Raw genomic sequence first — 19656 nt, 5'->3', positions numbered from 1 at the left:
TCTCTATGCCATAACGCTTAAAAACGGGTTTCTAACCCAATAGAAATTTCGTGCTGGTGGTAGGAGTAAATTCCATCTGCAGAACTGCGGTTATCACGAAAGCGGTAACTGGTATAAGGCGTAAATGTGAGCAATGAATAATTTGGAAAACTAAGACGCGCAAAATACATCGCTTCTCTATCATGGCGTTTAACATTCAACATTTGGTTGAAGGCCTTGAATTGGCTTTCTCGGTAAGTTGCAAGTGCCAGTAAATGAATATCGGGTGTTAGCACGTGATAAAAGCCGCCTCGGATACCCAATTGGTCATAATCATCGCTACGAACTTCTGTGGTGAGACGAGTCGCATCAGCCCCCAAAAAGAGGGAGGTATCTGGGGTAATACCATAGACACCGGTTAGATGTAGGCTACTTCGATTACCATTGGCACTGTCATACGGTTTTTGATAATGAAGTTGTTGGTAGTCAGCGGAGGTACTTAGGAGCACACGAGGTGAAAATTGGTAGTCAGCTTCAATTTTTCCCCCTATGCCTAAATAACGGCGCTTTTCATTGACCGTTTTTAACTCAACTAATGGGCCGAATGCGATAGTGGTGTTCGCATCATTAAAACGATATAAAGTTGCTAAAGAAGACGTGTTTTCACTGAATTCAGCATAGTGCGGATAGCGGTCACCATAAGATGTCCCCTTGATTTGCAGGGAATGATTGCCCGAGATAGGAATAATTTTACTCAGACTTGCATCATAGGTGAGTCCCGGTGATGATTTGGGGTTAGCCATTTTCCAGGTTCCCCCTGGCGTTTCCCAAACTTTATTTTTATCTGGAACTTGGTTGATATTACTGTTGTATTTATAGCCAAAGGAGAGACTGCCAGTCCAAGCGGTGCGGTTTTCGATAGCACTAATAAATTGCTGGATGGTTTGCTTCACATTCGTAGGTAATGCGAGTGTTTCATCGTTGATTAAATTTTGGAATAAAGCCAAAGACTCTTTATTTTGGTTATCTTCAAAATAAGCCCGGGCCAGTTCTAATTTTATGCGAAGAAACTTTGGCGACCGTGCCAATATTTGTTGGTAGTGGGCAATCGCTTCAGGGTAATGATTTTGCGATTTAGCAATTTCTGCTTTTGCAAATAAAATGAGTAGTGGATCCGCATCAGCGAGTTGTTGGTAGCGGGGTAATAAGCGCTGTACGTCTTCAAATTGCCTGTGGTTAATTGCCAGATAAATGGCTTGCCCGAGGTCTTGGGCATTATTCTCAAGGGCATAATTTTCCCCATTTAAGTTAATTGATAGGTCATCTGGGAGAAGCAATTGGTCTTTATTGGGGACTACTGCACTTTTATCACGATAGTTTTGTTTGTCTTTTTGCCATAACAATTGTTCTCGGTCAGTGTCCAAGCTGGCTGGAAATGCAGAGAATGCGGCTATAAGCATCATTATAGCAGGAGTTAATAACAGATATCGCATAGGATTAGCTTCGGTAATAAAAGGCAGTGGCCAACTGCCTGTCACGCTTTATGGTTGGCCACCAAGGTTGATTTACGGGTTACTGGGAAATATTCCCACGGCTTCCACCAAAGGCCATATCTTTGCTGTGATCTTCAAATTGAGTGACACCAGCAATATGCTTAGCTTGATCGCCAAAGAAGTGTCCATTTGTTGAGCCTGATTCACCATTAAGAGTGGCCGCCCCGGCGAAAGTGGCATTGTTTTTAATGGTGGCATCAATATTGGTTGCACCAATATTCCCTGCTAAGGATTTAGTACCAAAGTTGGCTGTCAGAGTCCCTGCGGTTAGTGCGCCTCCATTGTATTGGCTTATTCCTTTAACGGAGTATTCCGCTGTGCCAGCTGTAGGCATATTGGTGGTGACATCCTTGCCAGAATAGTAAGCGGTATGTGTGGTGTCACTAACTTGTCCTGTCGATGACCATTCACCAAAATAGACTTCTGCATCTGCAATTTTGGCAAAGTTAAAAACGCCCACTTTGTCATGCGAACCAGGTCCATTAGGCATGGAAATAACATGTGCTTCATTTCCTGCCTGTATTGGTGCCATTCGAGTTAAGCCTGAGAAAGAAATGGTTTTTCCACCATAAACAGATTGCACACCAATACCTGGGTCACCCGCAGCACCGCCATGACCACCACCGGTTCCTTCTGTTGCACCAACACGACGGAAGGCTGATTAGCATCGAAAGGTTGGCTTTGGCCAGAACCGATTGCTGCAGAAGCACCAAAAGTTACTGTGCAGGTTGCGAGTGCTAGAGCGATAATATTTAACTTTTTCATCGAAATACTCCATTTTTATTAAAGATATTAACGATACTATTGATTAAGAAATTATTATTTCGCATATATATGACGAGTTGTATTAAATCAAATAATAATATAAATGCAAATGATAATTCTTCGCATTAACATTAAAATAATTATGGGTATCAATGAGATAGTGATATTGATCTTGCTGTTAGTGGTTGATATTACGATTTATTTTTGTAGTTAATTTGTTGGATTATCAATTTTAATGGTAATTATTTTTTGATAAAAAAGTTAAATTAGTCACATTTTAATGCGTTTGATTGAATGGATTACATTAAAAACATTAAAGTTGATGTTGTTTATTATTTCATCATCGTTCGTAGACAATGGTGGGGTAAATAAATCAAAAAAAAACAAATGCAAACAATGCGCATTATCATTACTGTTGTGGTAATTTTGTCTTTACGGTACACAGCTAGGTTTATAATCACTCAAAATATAAAGGAATAAAGATATGGCTCCATGGTTAATTTTTGGCGCGGGTGGAAAAGGTGTTGGTCGTCAAATTGCTCAGTTGGCAATTGCAAAGAAACGCCCTGTCATCGTTGTTGTGCGTAATAAGCAGTCTGCAGAGGCATTGGAGGCGGTAGGTGCGCAAATCTTCATTGGTGATGCTTGTGATAGTGAAGTGGTTAAGGCTGCTTGTCATGCAGCAGGAACAACTGCCACGGTTATTTCAACCATGGGAGGGAGTCAAGATTATTTAGCTCACCGTACGGTGATTGATTGTGCAGAACAAGCTGGGATATCTCGTATGGTGTTAGTCACATCATTAGGTTGTGGGGATTCATGGCCTTATTTGTCTGCCCGGTCACGCGCTGCATTTGGTCAGGCTGTGAGAGAAAAATCCCTTGCGGAGTCATGGTTACAAACTAGCTCATTAGATTATGTGATTGTTCGCCCTGGTGGGTTATTACATGGTGAGCCAACGGGAAAAGCAGTTCTTCAACAAGAGGTTGAAGTTCATGGCTTAGTGATGCGTGCGGATGTTGCTGCGCATGTTTATCAGTTGGCTAAGCAAGGTGAATTGAAAAAACAAATTTATAGCGTAGTACAGCCGGGGTTGGTACCCGCTTAATAAAAACGAGGTTATTTGTGTAGCTTATCTGTTTTTTATTACAAATAGGGCTACCATTGGTCTCCACTGCGAAAGTCACAATATAGGGGTTGTGAAAAATCAATTAAATTGTTTTTTGACCACCCCATGACGCCACCTTCTTCATCGACAGAGTGGATATAATGGCTTTGATTGAGCTCATATAATGGCCCGTTCCATACCTGCCAGCCGACAGATTGATATACAGGGAAGCCCTGATCTGATGCAGAAAGCAGACCCAGTTGATAACAATCGGCAATAATTTGGTTGGTAGCCAGCATAAGCTGTTTGCCGATCCCTTGGCGACGGTAGTTTTCCCGTACCGCCATCGCTTCAACATAGCCAACCGTTATTGGAGTATTACCGATTGCCATATGACGTTGAATAATAGCAACGTGGCCAATAATTTGTTGTTGGTCATAAGCCAAGACGTGCATTCCCCCCAAAGCATGTTCAAAATCATCATGGGTAAAATCTTGCTCAAAGCTTTGATATAACATGGAATACAATGACTCTCTATTCTCTGCTGAAAGTTGAGATGTGTGTTTGTTTTTATATTCTATTGTCATTTAGCACCATGGAATAATTGTAAAGAGGGCTGAAATAAAAAATCGTTAAGCTTGTAGGAGCAAAGTATATAGCATATCAAAATTGACTATGATGGTTTGAATGCGTTAGTGCTAAAAGCTATTTTGGTGTTTTTTAATAAAGCCATCGATATATTTTGTGGTATTACTCAAACGTTATTTTCATTAATGTAATATTAAGGTTATGAATATCGATTCTTTCAAAAATTTCGATTTTTATCACATGGTTATACTGAACAGACAAACTGAATTTTTTGCTTTATTGTGTGGTCGTTGCTCTTTTCAATAAGGATTGTTGAATGAAGAAAAAAACGACATCAACGATACATGATGCGGCTTTTAAAGGATTTATGACAAACATTGCAAATGCACGAGACTTCTTTGAAATTCATTTACCGGAACATATAAAATCATTATGTGATTTCAATACGTTATCGCTGACAAATTCCTCGTTTATTGATAAACAACTTCGCTCACGGTTATCGGATGTATTGTATTCAGTACGAACCTCTCAAGGGGAAGGTTATATTTATCTTTTAGTTGAACACCAATCAACCCCCGATAAACTTATGGCGTGGCGTTTAATGCATTATGCGTTTTTAGCGATGAATCAGCATATGCAGCAAGGAAATACAACATTACCCATTGTTGTGCCTATATTATTTTACCATGGGGGGCGTTCGCCTTATCCATATACACAACTTTGGACGGAGTGTTTTCCATTACCAGAGATTGCACATGAGTTATACACACAACCGTTTCCACTCGTAGATATTACCGTTATTGATGATAATGAACTCGTTAACCATCGAAAAATAGCAGTAATGGAATTAGCGATGAAACATAAATATCTTCGGGATGAATTCCAACAAGTACTCCCTCTCTTGGCGAAGGCACTCAATAAACATTATAATAGTGATAACGACATCATAACTATCCTAAATTATTTGTTTATTGCCTTGGACTCCCATAATTTTGAACAAGTTATTCAAGTTTTAGGTGAACAAACAGAAAAGCATAAGGAGACAATCATGAATATTGCGCAACGATTGCAAGATAAAGGACGGCAAGAAGGGCGGCAAGAAGGGCGGCAAGAAGGGTTGCAAGAGGGATTTAAAAAAGGCAAAGAAGAGGCAAATATAGCAACTGCACGGAATCTTTTGGAGCAAGGAGTTAGTATCGAGATAATAATGAAAAGCACTGGGCTGAGCCGTGAAAAACTTATTTCTTTACAGTAACTCAGGTGTTATGACTCAGATTTAAAAGGGATATTATTTATCAATATCCCTTTATTTAATAATAGTTGAATAATATATAAATTATTTAAATGGCATCTACTAGGTTTGCTTATCCCATTGAACTAGTGCTAACGACAGTTGACTCAAAGCGGCATAAAAACCAAACTCATCATACCGTTGGCAATTTTGGCTAAATATTGGTAGCCATTGCAGTAAAAGTGACAAGGTTTTTAGGCGCAATTGCCTTACTTTTTCTTGGTCCAAATGGGCTTCATTTAATGAAAAATGTAAGTGACTTAATAGCTCTAAAAAAATTGAAATATGATCAGAAGGCTCTCTAAATGCCTCATTAGTTTCCATTCCAGCCTCGGCTAATAAGTACTTAATTTGTTCATTACCTTGCTCACAGTTTGGATAAACTGAGGCGTAAGGTAAAGCTGATTGCTTATCAGACATTAAAAATAAGCTACAGAAGTCGGCGGCTAATTCGAGTTGTGCATCATTTCGCATTATTAGCGCTTGGACTTTTGTTTTAACTGCTTGAATTGGCAAAGTTAGAACGGGTTCCTGCTCGACAGTCGTAAACCAATCCATCATCTCGCTAGATTGAAGTTGCACTAATGTTGCACTATCTAGTTCACGTGAGAACAATTGTGCTAGCCATGCATAAATACACGCTATTTGTTCTGGTGCAAAAGTGCTTTGTTTTGTCATTTATTCACCTGTGATGCAGGAACATATTCACACTGAGCAACCATTTCAATTGGCCCATCGAATGCATTCACGTTATCCACTTGTCCTGTATATTTTTCTATCTCTACTAAGGTTGTATGTGCGCTGGTGGCTTGCGCTAATTGAGAGGTTCCAATATCAAGCGTCAATACGTTTGGGTTTCCGTATTTGCACAGCGCATTGATTTCTCCGCCCTTAGTCGGGTCATACCAAGCTCCCTCATGGATACGGGCAACGCCTTTTGTGTATAGGTCTGAAACCACGGCTCCCGCTAACACTTGCCCTCGGTCGTTGAAAACGCGAACGATATCACCATTTTGTATACCCCTAGCTTTCGCATCTTGAGGACTAATAAAGACCGGTTCTTTGCCACTAACGGAATAATATTGACGTAATACAGGGGACTCGCACAGTTGTGAGTGTAAGCGAAAATCGGGATGTGCAGATTGCAAATGTAATGGCCATTTTTTTGAACCTGGACCACCATGAGAGCGTTCTGCTTTTTCGAACCACATTGGGTGGCCTTGGCAATCATCATATTGCATGTCGGCAATAGTTTTTGAGTAAATTTCAATTAAACCACTCGGTGTTCCTAATGGTTCTAAGTCGGGATCTTCTCTAAATGCTTGATGACGAACAAACATTTGTGGATGCTCAAATTCTACATAACCGTCTTTTTCCCAGAAGACATCGAAGGAGGGTAGATGAATACCACGGCCTTTCCCCTGCTGGCTGCCTTCTTGCCAAATACGTTTTAGCCAGCCCATTTCGTCCAAACCTTCAGTAAAGGCTTCTTCACGACCAAAACGGCGGCATAGGTCGCGTAAAATATCGAAGTCATTGCGTGACTCAAATTGCGGTTCAACGAGTTGTTTCATTGCAATAATGCCACGATTTGAATGGTTACCGTATTGGTCAAGGTCATTACGTTCAAATTGCGTGGTTGCCGGTAATACGATATCGGCAAAGCGGCAAGTGGATGTCCATTGATTATCGATAGAAACAACCGTTTCAAGCTTGCGCCAACCTTCAATAATACGGTTAATTTGTTGGTGGCGGTGGAATGGATTGGTTCCGGCAAATACGCACATTTTTAGTGGCGGTAATTTAACCGCTTTACCGTTCCAGTTGATTGTTTTTCCGGGCTCTAAAATCGCATCAATAAAACGAGCAATAGGAATGGTGCTGCTGTAGCCTTTGTAGTCATTGTTATCATGAATGGGGGGCACTTTAGTTGAGCCAGAAAAACCACTTAAAATAATTCCCTGACGGCTAGGGGTTCCTGCTCCATTGTAGTGCCAACCGAAGCCAAATCCTCCACCCGGTAAGCCAATTTGACCTAACATCGCAGCTAAAACAACAATCATCCATGACCATTGTTCACCATGTTGCATGCGTTGAACGCACCAACCTGCAATGATTTGGGTGCGATCTGCTGCCATTTGGCGAGCTAAAGCTTGGATTGTATCGGCATCAATACCACAAATTTCAGCTGCCCATTGTGCATCTTTGGGTTGCCCATCCGTTTTTCCCATTAAGTAGGGAACAAATTGCTCGAAACCGACACAATATTCTTTTAAGAAGGTTTTATCATGTAAGTCTTCAATGTAAAGCGTGTGGGCGATGGCTAATTGTAATGGTACATCCGCTTGCGGGTTAATCGCAATATGTTGAACATTGGCACGCCCAAGGTAATCATGCGTTGAGGTGATTATAGGGTCAATACTGATGACTTTTATCTCACCGTTAGCGGCTTTTTCTTTCAATTGTTCATAATATTCATAAACGTCATGATCAGGGCACCACCAGTTAGCTTGTTGATTTTTAATCAGGTCAGAGCCCCACAACACAATGGTTTTACTATTTTTGAGGACTAACGGCCAAGAGGTTTGTTGTTCATAAACCTCCATCGACCCAACAACTCGAGGTAAAATTACTTGTGCAGCCCCTGTTGAGTAATCTCCGCCAGTACTGACACTATTGCCATGCAGCGCAATGGCGCGAGCTAACATACCTGAAGCGTTGTGAAGCATCCCTGTCGATTGCCAACCATTTGCAGTGAGTAATCCACTTGGTCCATAGGTTGTTTGAACACGTTCTAATTCTTGATAGAACAAATCAAGGGCTTCATCCCAAGAAACACGTACGAAGCGGTTATCACCTCGTTGTGAGGTATCACTTAAATGGCGTTTACGTAGCCAATCAACACGTACCATTGGATAACGAATACGGGCAGTACCATGAACATGGTCAGGTAACCCTGCAATCATTTTGGATGGAAATTTATCGTGTTCAAAGGGCTTGGCTTCGATAAAGCGACCATCAACCACAGTAGCGCGGATTGCACCCCAGTGCGACCCAGTCAGAATGCCTTCTTGTACCACCGCAGTTTGTTCACCAGCCGTTGCAGCGCTAGCCTTACGTGGTGTTAAGAGGGAAGGGCCTAACATACCCGCAACAGTGAGCCCGCCAAGCTGGAACAAAAAGCGTCGACGAGAAGCTTGAAAAGTTGGATTATTTTTCATTCTGTACTCCGTTATCACCGTGTGAAGATCCTGCGGTATCAGATGCATTCATTTGTAAGTATTTCAGTAAGGTACGCTCTTCTCGCTTATCTAAACTGGTAAAGCCAATCATACCGTTTAATGTGCCTATCCAACCGTTAGCATCAAAGTGAGCAATATCTGGCGCGCCATGGCATTGATTACAGGAGCCGTTATATAAAGAGTCTGCATAAGCCCATATCGGTTTGATATCATTGACCATATCGCCTTGCTGCATCCAGGCGGTCGCTTGCAATTTGCTCCATGAGGTATCTGTTGCAGCGACGACGGTACTCTCTAAATTTTTCACATTTTCTTGAACATCACCGCGTATAGAAGCAACGAAAATTCGTTTACCAGGGAATTCGGATAGGACTCGTTGGCGGCCATCAGTTTCTGTCCACCCAGTGATTTCAACTTGTAGCCAATCGCCATCACGTTTTAGGACTTTCACCTCTGAGGCAGGAAGTAACGAACCAGCAGGGTCTTTATCCCCTTTATTTGCATAAATAGGTTTAATATCAAGTGAATACAGAATATCTGAATCACTATTTGCCTTCGCGCGCAGCTCATCGAATTGTTTACGAAAACCGCTGCTCATATCAGGTAATTGGTGGGCAATTCCTTTGTGGCAGTCAATGCAGGATTGATTCTCTTTCGCAGCGATTTGCATCTGGCGAGCCGCTTCTGGATTTTGCTTGGCGTGATCCATCGAGTCGTAATCATGACAAGAGCGGCAAGTGGCCGAATTGTTCTCTTTCATGCGAGCCCATTCACGTTCTGCAAGTTCGGCGCGTTTGGCTTCAAATTTTTCAGGGGTATCTATCGAATGAGCAATAAATGTTTGATAAATATCATTGCTTGCTTCGAGTTTCCGTTTAATCATGCCTGGAAGGTCGGAGGGAATATGGCAGTCATGGCATTCTGCACGTACCCCAGAGGCATTTTGGAAATGCACGGATTGCTTATATTCTTCGTAAACGGGTTCCATGCTATGGCAACTGACACAAAACTCGGTGGTGCTAGTCACTTTCATCCCAACATGGGGTACAACGATTAACGCAACACCCACTGCAATCCCGACAACGATTAACGTAAGCATTGACCAACGAGCACTTGGTTTTCGCAACGCTCTCCAGAGTTTCCGCATAATAGCCCCTGTAATTATATGGTTTAATACAGGCGATCTTATTGAGTTAATATGAATAGCGGTACTAGTCAGGATGAACAGCTTACGGCAAGATATGGGTAAATATGAACAGATATGAACAGAAGAGAGTATATCAATGACATCACATCATATTGTGGTTGTTGAAGACGAACCCGTTACTCAGGCGCGTTTACAGGCTTACTTTGAGCAAGAAGGATATCGTGTTTCTGTTACGGGGAATGGTGCAGGTTTACGCGAAATTATGGATCAGCAAGTAGTTGACTTGATTCTGTTGGATATTAATTTACCGGATGAAAATGGGTTAATGTTAACAAGGGCGCTACGTGAGCGTTTTACAGTAGGAATTATTTTAGTCACAGGCCGTTGTGACCAAATTGACCGTATTGTGGGTTTAGAAATGGGAGCAGATGATTACGTTACTAAACCTTTGGAACTCAGGGAGCTCGTTGTTCGTGTCAAAAATTTACTTTGGCGAATTGATCTTGCTAAACCATCACAAACCCAGGTTGTTTCTCAAGATAATTGCTATCAGTTCGCTGGCTATTGCCTAAATGTTTCGATGCATACGCTCGAATTTAAGCATCAAGCAATCAAACTCACTCGTGCTGAATATGAAATGCTAGTGGCTTTTGTGACAAACCCACGGGAGATTCTAACCCGAGAACGTCTTTTACGTATGTTATCAGCCCGTCGAGTTGATCACCCTGATTTACGCACGGTAGATGTACTTATTCGCCGTTTACGCCACAAGATTAATGCTGATTTATTAGTGACTCAGCATGGTGAAGGTTATTTTTTAGCCGCCGATGTATACTGATATACGGGCCTAAATCCTCCTGGAGATAATGAATTACGTAAGTGTTCACTATCTGCATTTTGTTGAGTAAGCACTAAAATTGGCGGGCTTATATTGTTTGGAACTGGCTGCTTTTGTAATACTTTGATGGCTTGTTCAATGACTAGCTCACCTTGCCAAACCATTTGGTCGCTAGCTGCCATAATTATTCGGCCTCTTTTTAAGCCGCGATAGACTTGATGTGATAAGTAAAAAGAAACAATATTCAATGGTTTTGTTAAGTTACGGCCTTCACCCATTGCGGCTTCAGCGGCGATAGCTGTGCCAACGACGACATCAATATCTGGGTTACGCTCTAGCATTTCATGTAATAAATTGCGTTGAACTTCAATGTCGTTATCCCCTTGTGCAACATCCACAATTTGTACATGGCTACCCGCAATAGCCTCTCTGAATCCTTGTTCCATTTCAAGGCTACCGCCAGCATTTAATGGCCCAGGCATAAGTAACACTTTCAATGGCTTACCTTGGCTCCATTGCACTAAATAGCGTCCCGGCTGATAGCCCATTTGAAACCAAGGTACACCCACGCGGGTTTTAACTGTTTTATCGTGTGTCGCGTTGATGACTTCAATGACAGGCGTATTTCCTACCAGTTGGCTCAGGTTTGGAAAGGCTGTAGTGCTACTGCCCAGTAAAATGGCATCTGCTCCCCACTGTTGGCATTGCGTAATTTGCTTTTGCTGAGTGGCTAGCTGGTTATATCCGCCAGCTTCTAATACATTTAGGTCAATACTATAGCTTTTGGCTGCTTTTTGCATACCATAATTAATTGATAACCAATAAGAATCTTTTAAGCTAGGATAAAGCGCACACAATTTCCATGTTTTTGTAGCGGTAATGGGATTATGTGGTTGGGAGGTAAAGTGTAGTGTATCACGCCACTGAATGAGTGAACTATTCTGCGCCATTGCTAGGCTCAGTAATGAGTAAAATGTGAACAGTAGTAAAATCAATACACGCATGATAGCCTCACAAACCAGAAACCTTTATCCTAAATGCTTTCTTGCAGTTAACTCAACCATTTTAATTTTTAGGCTAACTAAACCGTGAATTTATCACTAACTAGACGATTGTGGATGGGCTTTGCGCTGATGGCAGTATTGACCTTTATCAGCACCCTTGTGGGGTGGTACAACTTACGTTTTGTTAGCCAAGTTGAACAGGCCAATACCGAGGCTTTGATTCCAACCATGAATATGGCAAGGCAATTGAGTGAAGCAAGTGCTTGGGAGCTATTTTCTGCGCAGAATCTCACCAATGCAGATAGCGAAAGTATTTGGTTAGCGCAAGGACGGATGTTAACGGCACAAAGCCTTAAAATCACTAATTTGCTGAAAACATTACGGGAACAAGGCTTCAACACACAAGATATAGAACAACAAGAAAAAGAAATCGCTCAATCATTAAGCCAACAAGGTGAATTAGTTGGCCAGCGGTTAAAACTGCGCACTGAGCAACAACAGTTAAGGCAACATATCATCGCTGCGGCGGGTGATATCGCCCAAAAAGCGCATGGCCAAGCCAATAATGCAGCGACCTCCGCTGGTGCAACGCAGGTGAGTATTTATGACCTAATCGAGCGAAAACAAGGGGAACAAGCACAGCAAGCCCTTGATCAACTTATTGATATTGATCTTGAATATGCTAGCCAAATGAATGAGCTGCGATTAAGCGCTATGCGCGTACAGCAAATGGTACTTAATTTAGGTTCAAACCAACCCAATCGTAATATGGCAGAATTAGAAAATCAGCTGAATTCTGCAGTCAAAATCTTACAACGTCGGCAAAAATATATTGAAGACCCTGCCGTGAGAAGCCAGGTAGAAAATGCCTTAAATAGCGTTAAGCGTTATACCGAGTTAATTACGTTGTATCGCCAAGATAACGACATCACAACTCGTTTACAGATTTTATCGCAAAATAATATTGACCAATTTGCACGTTTTAGTAGTGAAGTAGCTCAATTAGTTGACATCATTGAACTTCGTAACCAAACCGCATTGGGGCAACTTAAACAAGCCAGTGAACGGGGGCAAAATTGGTTGTTAGCATTAAGTATTGTTTCATTACTCTCATTGATTTTGATCCTTTGGCGAGTGGTTTACCGCTTAGTGACAAAGCCATTGGCGCAGCAAACCCAAGCGCTTCAGCGCTTGCTTGAGGGCGATATTGACTCTGCATTTCCTGAAACCGCAGGCGTGAAAGAGCTTGATACGATTGGCCGTTTAATGGATGCATTTCGTGCGAGTGTTCATGCTTTAAATAATCAGCGTGAACAACTAGCGGACCAAGTCAAAGTGAGAACGGCAGAACTGCGGGTGATGGTTGTTGAGCACCGCAAAGCTCGCGCTGAAGCAGAAAAAGCCAATCAGGCAAAATCGGCATTTTTGGCGGCAATGAGCCATGAAATTCGCACGCCACTTTATGGAATTTTGGGGACAGCGCAATTGCTATTAGAAAATAAAGCGCTTAATCAATATCATGATGATTTATATGCAATTACGGATTCAGGTGAATCCTTATTGGCTATTTTAAATGACATTTTGGATTACTCTGCTATTGAAGCTGGGGGACAAAATGTTTCTATCAATGAGGAACCTTTCGAGCCCAAGCCATTATTGGAAAGTACCTTGTATTTAATGAATGCCAGTAATAAAAATCATGCCATTCAGTTAGTTGCTGATATTGCAGATGATTTACCTACTGCCTTACAAGGGGACCCGCTCCGGATCCGGCAAATTATCACGAATTTACTCAGTAATGCACTACGTTTCACTCAGCAGGGGCGGATTACTTTGCGTAGTTGCCGTTATGGCAAATATTGGTTTATTGAAGTGGAAGACACCGGGTGTGGCATTGATAACTCGCGATTTACTGATATTTTTAAGCCATTTGTGCAAGTCGATAGCCAGCGGGGTGGAACAGGGCTTGGGCTGACAATTAGTGCAAGTTTAGCACAAGCGATGGGCGGTGAATTGACGGTTAGTAGCCAGTTAGGGAGTGGAAGCTGTTTTCGTTTAACATTACCGTTATCTATCGCCTCGCATCCAGTTAGTAAATCGGCGGATCTACCATCAGACATGCGAGGCGTACATTTATTACTCATAGAAGACAACCCATTGACTCAGAAAATAAGTGGAGAAATGTTAACTCGAAGTGGGGCACAGGTAACCACTGTTGGTTCTGCGGCAGAAGCATTAGCTGCTTTACAAACTGGGCAACAATTTACGGCAGCGTTGGTGGATTTTGGTTTACCTGATATCGATGGGATCACCTTGGCTAAACAAATAGCGAAAGCCTACCCCGCATTGGTTTTGATTGGTTTTAGTGCTCATGTGATTGATGAAACATTGCACCAACGGACGAGTCAAGTTTTTCGCGGTATCATTCAAAAACCAGTACCAAGAGATAGGTTAAACCAGTTGATCGTTAAATATATTTCAGGCGGTGAGTATACGTTGTCCGATTCTAGTGTTCAGGAAAAATTTGTAGATTTGCAACAGCTTATTAGTGATGCTGAATTAATGGGGCTCTCAAAAATTCGTGAATGGGTGAGTATTTTTAAACAGCATTCCCTGCCGCTAATCGACCAAATTGATATTGCACGAGCAGAAAATAACACAGAACAAATAAAACGCCTTGCTCACCAGTTAAAAAGCAGTTGTGCTAGTTTAGGAATGCAAAGTGCAGTACAAAGCTGTGCATTATTAGAGCAGCAGCCAATGGCGGATACTCAACTGAAAAATGATATACAGCAAGGCTTACAGGCTATTGAGCAATGGTTGAATAGAGCGCATTGATTCTTCAAATAGCCAGTAAGGTTCATTTAGCTGCTTTTTATCTGTTGAAGACCATGTTCAGGGCTAAGATTTAGCGCGCAACACGCAGGCCACCGCTCACACCTTGTGGGCTCCACAGTATTTGCCATAATTGGATATCTCGTGCTCTAAATGCACCAGCACAAGCATTTAAATAATAAGAAAACATGCGTTTGAAACGAGTCGTATAATTATGTTCGAGCTCAGGCCAAGCGGCTTGAAAACGGGAATACCATGCCATGAGAGTATGGTCATAATCAGCACCAAAATTATGCCAATCCTCCATGACCAGTTTGCCTTCGCTGGCTTCGCCAATATTTTGCACAGAAGGTAGGCAGCCGTTTGGAAAAATATATTTATTAGTCCATGGGTCAACATTCACTTTATTTTGATTAGAACCAATGGTGTGAAGTAAAAACAAACCGTTAGCTTTTAGGTTGCGTTGAATAACATCAAAGTAAGTCGCATAATTTTTAGGGCCGACATGCTCAAACATACCTACAGAGACAATACGGTCAAATTGGTCGTTAAGATTCCGATAATCTTCTAATTTAATATCAACATCTAAGCCTGCACAGCGAGCTTGAGCATATTTTTGTTGCTCAGCGGAAATAGTGACACCCGTAACAGAAACCCCAAAGTTTTTTGCTGCATAGGCAGCGAGTCCCCCCCAGCCACAGCCGATATCAAGTAATCGCATACCGGGTTTTAATTGCAGTTTTTCGCAGATTAAATTTAATTTTTGTTCTTGCGCGAGAGGAAGGTTTTCAGGAACCGTTTCTAAACCTTTCCAGTAGCCACAAGAATATTGCATATAAGGGTCGAGCATTAGGGAAAACAAGTCATTTCCGAGGTCGTAATGTTCTTTTCCAACAATACGAGCACGTTTTAGGGTTTGTAAATTGCGAACACGTGCGACAGCAATTTTCAGTGTATCACTGAAATTGTGAGGTATTTTTTTATCGAGTTTATGGCGTAAGACATATTGGAAAAATATATCTAAACGCTCGCAATCCCACCAACCATCCATATAGCTTTCACCTAATCCTATTGAGCCGTGTTGTAGCACTCGTTTAAAGAAATGGGGGTTGTGTACCTGGATATCGAAAGGGCGGGAGCCATTAATTTTAATGCCAGCTTCACTCAATAATTCAGTAGCAATGCGTTGCCAGGAGTCGATAGTGGTTTTTTGGTTAACGACTTGTTCAGTACTCATCTGATCTCCAATTTTTATCAAAGTGGGATTCAGAGAACTTTATTTGTGACGTATTCGTGGTACAGCAAAACAGGAATATTGACCACCGCTGCACGACAGTCAGTGTATTAGCGTTATTGTTGCTATAAATAAAGCTCAAATCCAGTTTCAGATAACTCTATAAAAAATATAAAACGTTCACATTGAATTTCAATAGAAATTGCACTTAATACTTAGAAATGGCACTTATAACCAAAAAAAGAGTTCTTATAAGACAATTATTTGCTCATCAAAGCTTTTCAAGCTCTTCAATGAGTATTGGAATAAGTCTAGTATATAGAAATGACATTTGTGTGAAAAAAAACGTTATTTGTTGCTTTTTATCTGATTAAGATTGGTTTTTTGGGCTGATTTTATTGAAATTAATGATGAGGCGTAGAGCAAATGGCTCACCTATGATTATAGAGAGCCATTTAGGAATAAAAATTCAATGATTAGATTTTTGGAGAATATCCATAATGGATTGCTTCTGTTTGTTCTAAATGAATTTGGGTTACTGCGGGTTGGGTATTAGCGATAACTTGGCCATCGCGAACAGAATAACGAACAGGGACTTGACGACGCACGGCATCAAAGCCATTTTCTGCAGGTAAAATTAATAAACTAGCTCGGTTTCCTTCACTCACACCATAATCTTGCAAGTTCAATGTACGTGCGCTGTATTCACTAATCAGTTTCAGCCCATCATTGATTTGCTGGTAACCCATTAATTGGCAGACATGTAACCCCATATGCAGTACTTGCAACATATTGGCTGTACCTAATGGGTACCATGGGTCAAATACATCGTCGTGACCAAAGCACACATTAATATCCGCGGCTAGCATCTCTTTCACTCGCGTAATTCCACGGCGTTTTGGATAAGTATCAAAGCGGCCTTGTAAGTGAATATTTACTAGTGGGTTAGCGACAAAGTTAATTCCAGACATTTTTAGTAGGCGAAATAAACGGGAAGTATAAGCGCCATTGTATGAATGCATTGCGGTGGTATGGCTTGCCGTGACGCGAGAACCCATCCCTTGTGCATGTGCTAACGCTGCGACTGTTTCAACAAAACGGGATTGCTCATCATCGATTTCATCACAGTGGACATCAATCAAGCGGTCATATTTTTGTGCTAAAGCAAATGTTTTATGGAGTGATTCCACGCCATACTCACGAGTAAATTCAAAATGTGGAATGGCACCAACGACGTCGGCTCCTAGGCGTAACGCTTCTTCTAACAGGGCTTCGCCATTTGGATAAGACAAAATACCTTCTTGTGGAAAAGCCACAATTTGCACATCAACCCAAGGTGCGATTTCTTGTTTTACCTCTAACATCGCTTTCAGTGCGGTTAATGTCGGATCTGACACATCCACATGAGTACGAACATGTTGAATACCATTGGCAATTTGCCATTTAAGGGTTTGCCACGCTCGATTTTTAACATCATCGTGGGTGAGCATCGCTTTACGCTCTGCCCAACGTTCGATGCCTTCAAAGAGTGTTCCTGACTGGTTCCAGCTTGGTTGCCCCGCGGTTTGAGTGGTATCCAAGTGAATGTGTGGCTCAACGAAGGGAGCCGTAACTAATCCACCTTCACCGTCTAAGCTGTCTGGTAATACTTCACCTTGAGGTTGTGGAAGAATGGCTTGAATTTTTTGATTGTCAATATCAATACGCCACAGGCCATCACGCTCAGGTAAACGGACATTATGGATATGTTTGATAGTTTGGTTAAGCACGGGTCATCTCCGAATCAGTAGTATGGCGGCGATTTAATAATGGGTTAAGGATAGCGTAACATAATGCACCGCCCAACACGGCATTGACAGGAACAATACCTGGTAACCAGTTACCTGCGATAACCCCAGCGGCAACGGCGATTAATGCACTGATGTTGACATCACGCATTTTACTGCGATCAAAGGTTTCGTAGCGGTGGCGGTACATGAGGTAGTCGGCGATGATAATTCCGCCAATAGGGGGAATAGCCGCAGATAAGAAAGTTAGCCAGCCAACAAAATTATTATATAACCACAGCGCACATAGCGTTCCAACCAGTCCATTGACAATGGATAAGGTTTTGCTGGATAAGCCGGTGATATTGGCAAACCCTAAACCTGACGCATATAGGGCGTTATCGTTAGTTGTCCAAATATTTAAACCCAAAACGATAATTGCGGGTAATAGTAAACCTTGGGCAATCATCACATCTGAGATATCTGCCATACCTAATGATGCCGCACCAGCAGCTCCAAAGATAAACATCAATGAATTACCAAGGAAAAAAGCAATAATGGCGACAAGCACCGCAATCTTAGGTTTTCGTCCGAAACGCACAAAATCAGCTGTTAATGTTCCAGCACTCACAAAAGACCCCACTACCATGGCTAAGGCAAGGTTAAAATCGATAGGTTTTGCGGGGACGACTGCCTGCAATGCACTCATTCCACCCATGTCAGTGATAGCAAGGTAGACGGAATAACTGCCGAGTATCGCAATGGCAGGAACTGCAACGATTGACAGTATAGTTAGAGCAGAAATACCGAAAAAAACCGTAACGGTCATTAAGACCCCTGAAATACCAATCAACCAGTTGATATCCCAACCCGTGGCTTTACCAACAGGAATGGCAAACATCGCAACACCGACACCAAACCAGCCGACTTGTGTGCCACCTAATAGGAAAGAGGGGAGCCATGAGCCTTTAATACCAAAGGAATAACGAGCAAGAAGGTGGGTAGTTAAGCCTGTTTTAGAACCAATAAAACCAAGAAATGCGGTGTAGATACCAAGAAGAAGATTACCGATAAGAACTGCGAGGAAGAAATCATGAAAATCAAGACCGGTACCGAGAGCGCCTCCGGTCCACATACTGGCGGAAAAGAACGTTAAACCTAGCATCACAAAGGTTAATGCTAGTCCGCCTTTCCGCGCGGATATGGGCACGGGGCCATGGCTATAATTTTTATCGTCAGGCACGATTGTCTCCAGTTATTTTTCTCAGGCCAAAAAAATCCGACGCATTTTATAGCCATCAAAATAAAAAGCAAACGTTTTCGTTGATGGTTTAAAAGAATTAATGTGTCCAGAAATAATTTAATTTATGGAATTAAAAATAGGAAAAATAAATAATTGAGGGTTTAAATTACCTTATTTTTCAGTAATTCAATGCATTCTTGTGCACCACGTTTAAGCGCATGACCTTGCAAACATACCACATGAATAGGCAGTTTGAAGCCATTTGGGGTATTTTTAAACTCAAGGGGTTTTAGTGAACCATCGTGCAATTTATCTTTAATAAGTGATAAAGGAAAATTTCCCCATCCCATACCACTTTCGACTAAACCGAGAGCTAAAGAAAAACTGTCTGTTTTCCAATAATTACTAGAAACTAGAATGCGTATATCACTCAATTCACGTTGACGACTTGCAATAATTATTTGGCGGCTTTCAACAAGGTCTTCGATATAGAGTGACGTTTTATTTTGCAAAGAGGGATGTTTAGCCGAAATGGTGGCAATAATTGATTCTTCGCCAATGTAATGAAATTGCTCTTGGGAATTAACATTTAAACCGCCAAAGACAATCGCGAGATGAATTTGTTGTTCATGTAGTAACGGTAAAAGATCATCTTGAGGTGCGGTAATCAGCTCAATATGCAGTAAAGGGTAACGCTGGCTTAAAATATGTAGAGCGTCAAAGAGTAAATTGGCATTAATACCTGCCGCAATACCAATAGTCAGCGTGCTTTCAACGCCTTGAGTCAATTCTAAAGAAAACGTATTGAGCTGCGATAAGTTAGCGACAATATGTCGTGCATAGGGGGCTAATGACAGTGCTTTTTCAGTGGGTTTAGGCTCCCGAGAGTGTCTATCAAATAGTTCAAATCCAAGTTCAGCTTCTAGATTAGCGACTGCCATACTGACCGCAGATGGCACGCGTTTTAATGCCCTAGCCGCTGCAGAAAATGAGCCTTTATCTAACACGGTGAGAAAAATCGTTAGGTTATCGCTATTAAATGGCATGATTGACCTTTCAATAA

16 protein-coding genes are annotated in these 19656 nt (G+C 41.7%); 4 read left to right on the top strand and 12 right to left on the bottom strand.

The genetic code is table 11. The features are described 5' to 3' along the window. Positions 1 to 17 precede the first annotated feature (17 nt). The 3 genes from PR725_RS10630 to PR725_RS10620 all read right to left on the bottom strand — a co-directional run bounded on the left by PR725_RS10630 (position 18) and on the right by PR725_RS10620 (position 2297). Positions 18 to 1472, bottom strand: a complete 1455-nt coding sequence (locus PR725_RS10630) for a porin family protein (protein WP_238563236.1) — start codon at positions 1470 to 1472, stop codon at positions 18 to 20. Between the two features lie 79 nt (positions 1473 to 1551). Further along, positions 1552 to 2121: a Slam-dependent surface lipoprotein gene (locus PR725_RS10625; RefSeq protein WP_442959433.1), complete on the bottom strand. Its 570-nt coding sequence runs from the start codon at positions 2119 to 2121 to the stop codon at positions 1552 to 1554. Beyond that, positions 2070 to 2297, bottom strand: a complete 228-nt coding sequence (locus PR725_RS10620; protein ID WP_272568926.1) for a hypothetical protein — start codon at positions 2295 to 2297, stop codon at positions 2070 to 2072. The genes PR725_RS10625 and PR725_RS10620 overlap by 52 nt, the downstream gene beginning before the upstream one ends. Positions 2298 to 2781: 484 nt before the next feature. Between PR725_RS10620 and PR725_RS10615 the strand changes: the two genes are divergently transcribed. Then, complete coding sequence (locus tag PR725_RS10615) at positions 2782 to 3405, top strand: SDR family oxidoreductase (protein ID WP_238562787.1); 624 nt, start codon at positions 2782 to 2784, stop codon at positions 3403 to 3405. Between the two features lie 50 nt (positions 3406 to 3455). On the opposite strand, the gene PR725_RS10610 is transcribed toward PR725_RS10615, so the two are convergent. Further along, a complete protein-coding gene (locus tag PR725_RS10610) occupies positions 3456 to 3992 on the bottom strand; it encodes a GNAT family N-acetyltransferase (RefSeq protein WP_272520008.1) in 537 nt (178 codons plus the stop codon). Between the two features lie 317 nt (positions 3993 to 4309). Here PR725_RS10610 and PR725_RS10605 point away from each other — a divergent pair, with 317 nt between their 5' ends. Next, positions 4310 to 5248, top strand: a complete 939-nt coding sequence (locus PR725_RS10605) for an Rpn family recombination-promoting nuclease/putative transposase (RefSeq protein WP_110732122.1) — start codon at positions 4310 to 4312, stop codon at positions 5246 to 5248. A 99-nt stretch (positions 5249 to 5347) separates the two neighbouring features. Here the strand turns inward: PR725_RS10605 and torD are convergent, their stop codons facing one another. Genes torD through torC form a run of 3 tightly spaced genes read right to left on the bottom strand, consistent with a single transcriptional unit; the run spans position 5348 to position 9673 of the window. Continuing rightward, positions 5348 to 5962 carry a molecular chaperone TorD gene (torD, locus tag PR725_RS10600; RefSeq protein WP_109912736.1) on the bottom strand — a complete coding sequence of 205 codons (615 nt, stop codon included), beginning with the start codon at positions 5960 to 5962 and terminating at the stop codon, positions 5348 to 5350. Beyond that, positions 5959 to 8505, bottom strand: a complete 2547-nt coding sequence (gene torA / locus PR725_RS10595) for a trimethylamine-N-oxide reductase TorA (RefSeq protein ID WP_109912735.1) — start codon at positions 8503 to 8505, stop codon at positions 5959 to 5961. Before torA ends, torD begins: the two co-directional genes overlap by 4 nt. After that, positions 8495 to 9673 carry a pentaheme c-type cytochrome TorC gene (torC, locus tag PR725_RS10590; protein ID WP_036958495.1) on the bottom strand — a complete coding sequence of 393 codons (1179 nt, stop codon included), beginning with the start codon at positions 9671 to 9673 and terminating at the stop codon, positions 8495 to 8497. Before torC ends, torA begins: the two co-directional genes overlap by 11 nt. A 136-nt stretch (positions 9674 to 9809) precedes the next feature. Here torC and torR point away from each other — a divergent pair, with 136 nt between their 5' ends. After that, complete coding sequence (gene torR / locus PR725_RS10585) at positions 9810 to 10511, top strand: two-component system response regulator TorR (protein WP_004913440.1); 702 nt, start codon at positions 9810 to 9812, stop codon at positions 10509 to 10511. On the opposite strand, the gene torT is transcribed toward torR, so the two are convergent. After that, on the bottom strand, positions 10484 to 11506 hold the full coding sequence (gene torT, locus PR725_RS10580) for a TMAO reductase system periplasmic protein TorT (protein WP_371021352.1): 1023 nt from the start codon (positions 11504 to 11506) through the stop codon (positions 10484 to 10486). The genes torR and torT overlap by 28 nt on opposite strands. Positions 11507 to 11599: 93 nt before the next feature. Here torT and torS point away from each other — a divergent pair, with 93 nt between their 5' ends. Further along, positions 11600 to 14353: a TMAO reductase system sensor histidine kinase/response regulator TorS gene (gene torS / locus PR725_RS10575; RefSeq protein ID WP_196718820.1), complete on the top strand. Its 2754-nt coding sequence runs from the start codon at positions 11600 to 11602 to the stop codon at positions 14351 to 14353. A 70-nt stretch (positions 14354 to 14423) separates the two neighbouring features. Here the strand turns inward: torS and cfa are convergent, their stop codons facing one another. The 4 genes from cfa to PR725_RS10555 all read right to left on the bottom strand — a co-directional run bounded on the left by cfa (position 14424) and on the right by PR725_RS10555 (position 19639). After that, complete coding sequence (gene cfa / locus PR725_RS10570) at positions 14424 to 15587, bottom strand: cyclopropane fatty acyl phospholipid synthase (RefSeq protein ID WP_123382342.1); 1164 nt, start codon at positions 15585 to 15587, stop codon at positions 14424 to 14426. A 473-nt stretch (positions 15588 to 16060) separates the two neighbouring features. Then, positions 16061 to 17353 (bottom strand): cytosine deaminase, encoded by a 1293-nt coding sequence (locus PR725_RS10565; protein WP_004913433.1) that lies wholly within the window; start codon positions 17351 to 17353, stop codon positions 16061 to 16063. Next, positions 17346 to 18593 carry a cytosine permease gene (gene codB, locus PR725_RS10560; RefSeq protein ID WP_109912731.1) on the bottom strand — a complete coding sequence of 416 codons (1248 nt, stop codon included), beginning with the start codon at positions 18591 to 18593 and terminating at the stop codon, positions 17346 to 17348. Before codB ends, PR725_RS10565 begins: the two co-directional genes overlap by 8 nt. A 161-nt stretch (positions 18594 to 18754) precedes the next feature. After that, positions 18755 to 19639 carry a LysR family transcriptional regulator gene (locus PR725_RS10555; protein WP_164528526.1) on the bottom strand — a complete coding sequence of 295 codons (885 nt, stop codon included), beginning with the start codon at positions 19637 to 19639 and terminating at the stop codon, positions 18755 to 18757. Positions 19640 to 19656: the final 17 nt, after the last annotated feature.

Origin of the sequence: Providencia sp. PROV255 (assembly GCF_028478065.1) — a bacterium.
Taxonomy (GTDB): Bacteria; Pseudomonadota; Gammaproteobacteria; order Enterobacterales; family Enterobacteriaceae; genus Providencia; species Providencia rettgeri.
Note: the sequence above shows the minus strand (reverse complement) of the source record. Positions and strands in the feature narration are given on the sequence as shown.

Coding starts and splice junctions, on each gene's coding strand:
- torA (WP_109912735.1), bottom strand. CDS start 8,505: ATGAAAAATAATCCAACTTTTCAAGCTTCTCGTCGACGCTTTTTGTTC.
- PR725_RS10610 (WP_272520008.1), bottom strand. CDS start 3,992: ATGACAATAGAATATAAAAACAAACACACATCTCAACTTTCAGCAGAG.
- PR725_RS10620 (WP_272568926.1), bottom strand. CDS start 2,297: ATGAAAAAGTTAAATATTATCGCTCTAGCACTCGCAACCTGCACAGTA.
- torR (WP_004913440.1), top strand. CDS start 9,810: ATGACATCACATCATATTGTGGTTGTTGAAGACGAACCCGTTACTCAG.
- PR725_RS10605 (WP_110732122.1), top strand. CDS start 4,310: ATGAAGAAAAAAACGACATCAACGATACATGATGCGGCTTTTAAAGGA.
- torC (WP_036958495.1), bottom strand. CDS start 9,673: ATGCGGAAACTCTGGAGAGCGTTGCGAAAACCAAGTGCTCGTTGGTCA.
- PR725_RS10630 (WP_238563236.1), bottom strand. CDS start 1,472: ATGCGATATCTGTTATTAACTCCTGCTATAATGATGCTTATAGCCGCA.
- cfa (WP_123382342.1), bottom strand. CDS start 15,587: ATGAGTACTGAACAAGTCGTTAACCAAAAAACCACTATCGACTCCTGG.
- torD (WP_109912736.1), bottom strand. CDS start 5,962: ATGACAAAACAAAGCACTTTTGCACCAGAACAAATAGCGTGTATTTAT.
- PR725_RS10555 (WP_164528526.1), bottom strand. CDS start 19,639: ATGCCATTTAATAGCGATAACCTAACGATTTTTCTCACCGTGTTAGAT.
- PR725_RS10615 (WP_238562787.1), top strand. CDS start 2,782: ATGGCTCCATGGTTAATTTTTGGCGCGGGTGGAAAAGGTGTTGGTCGT.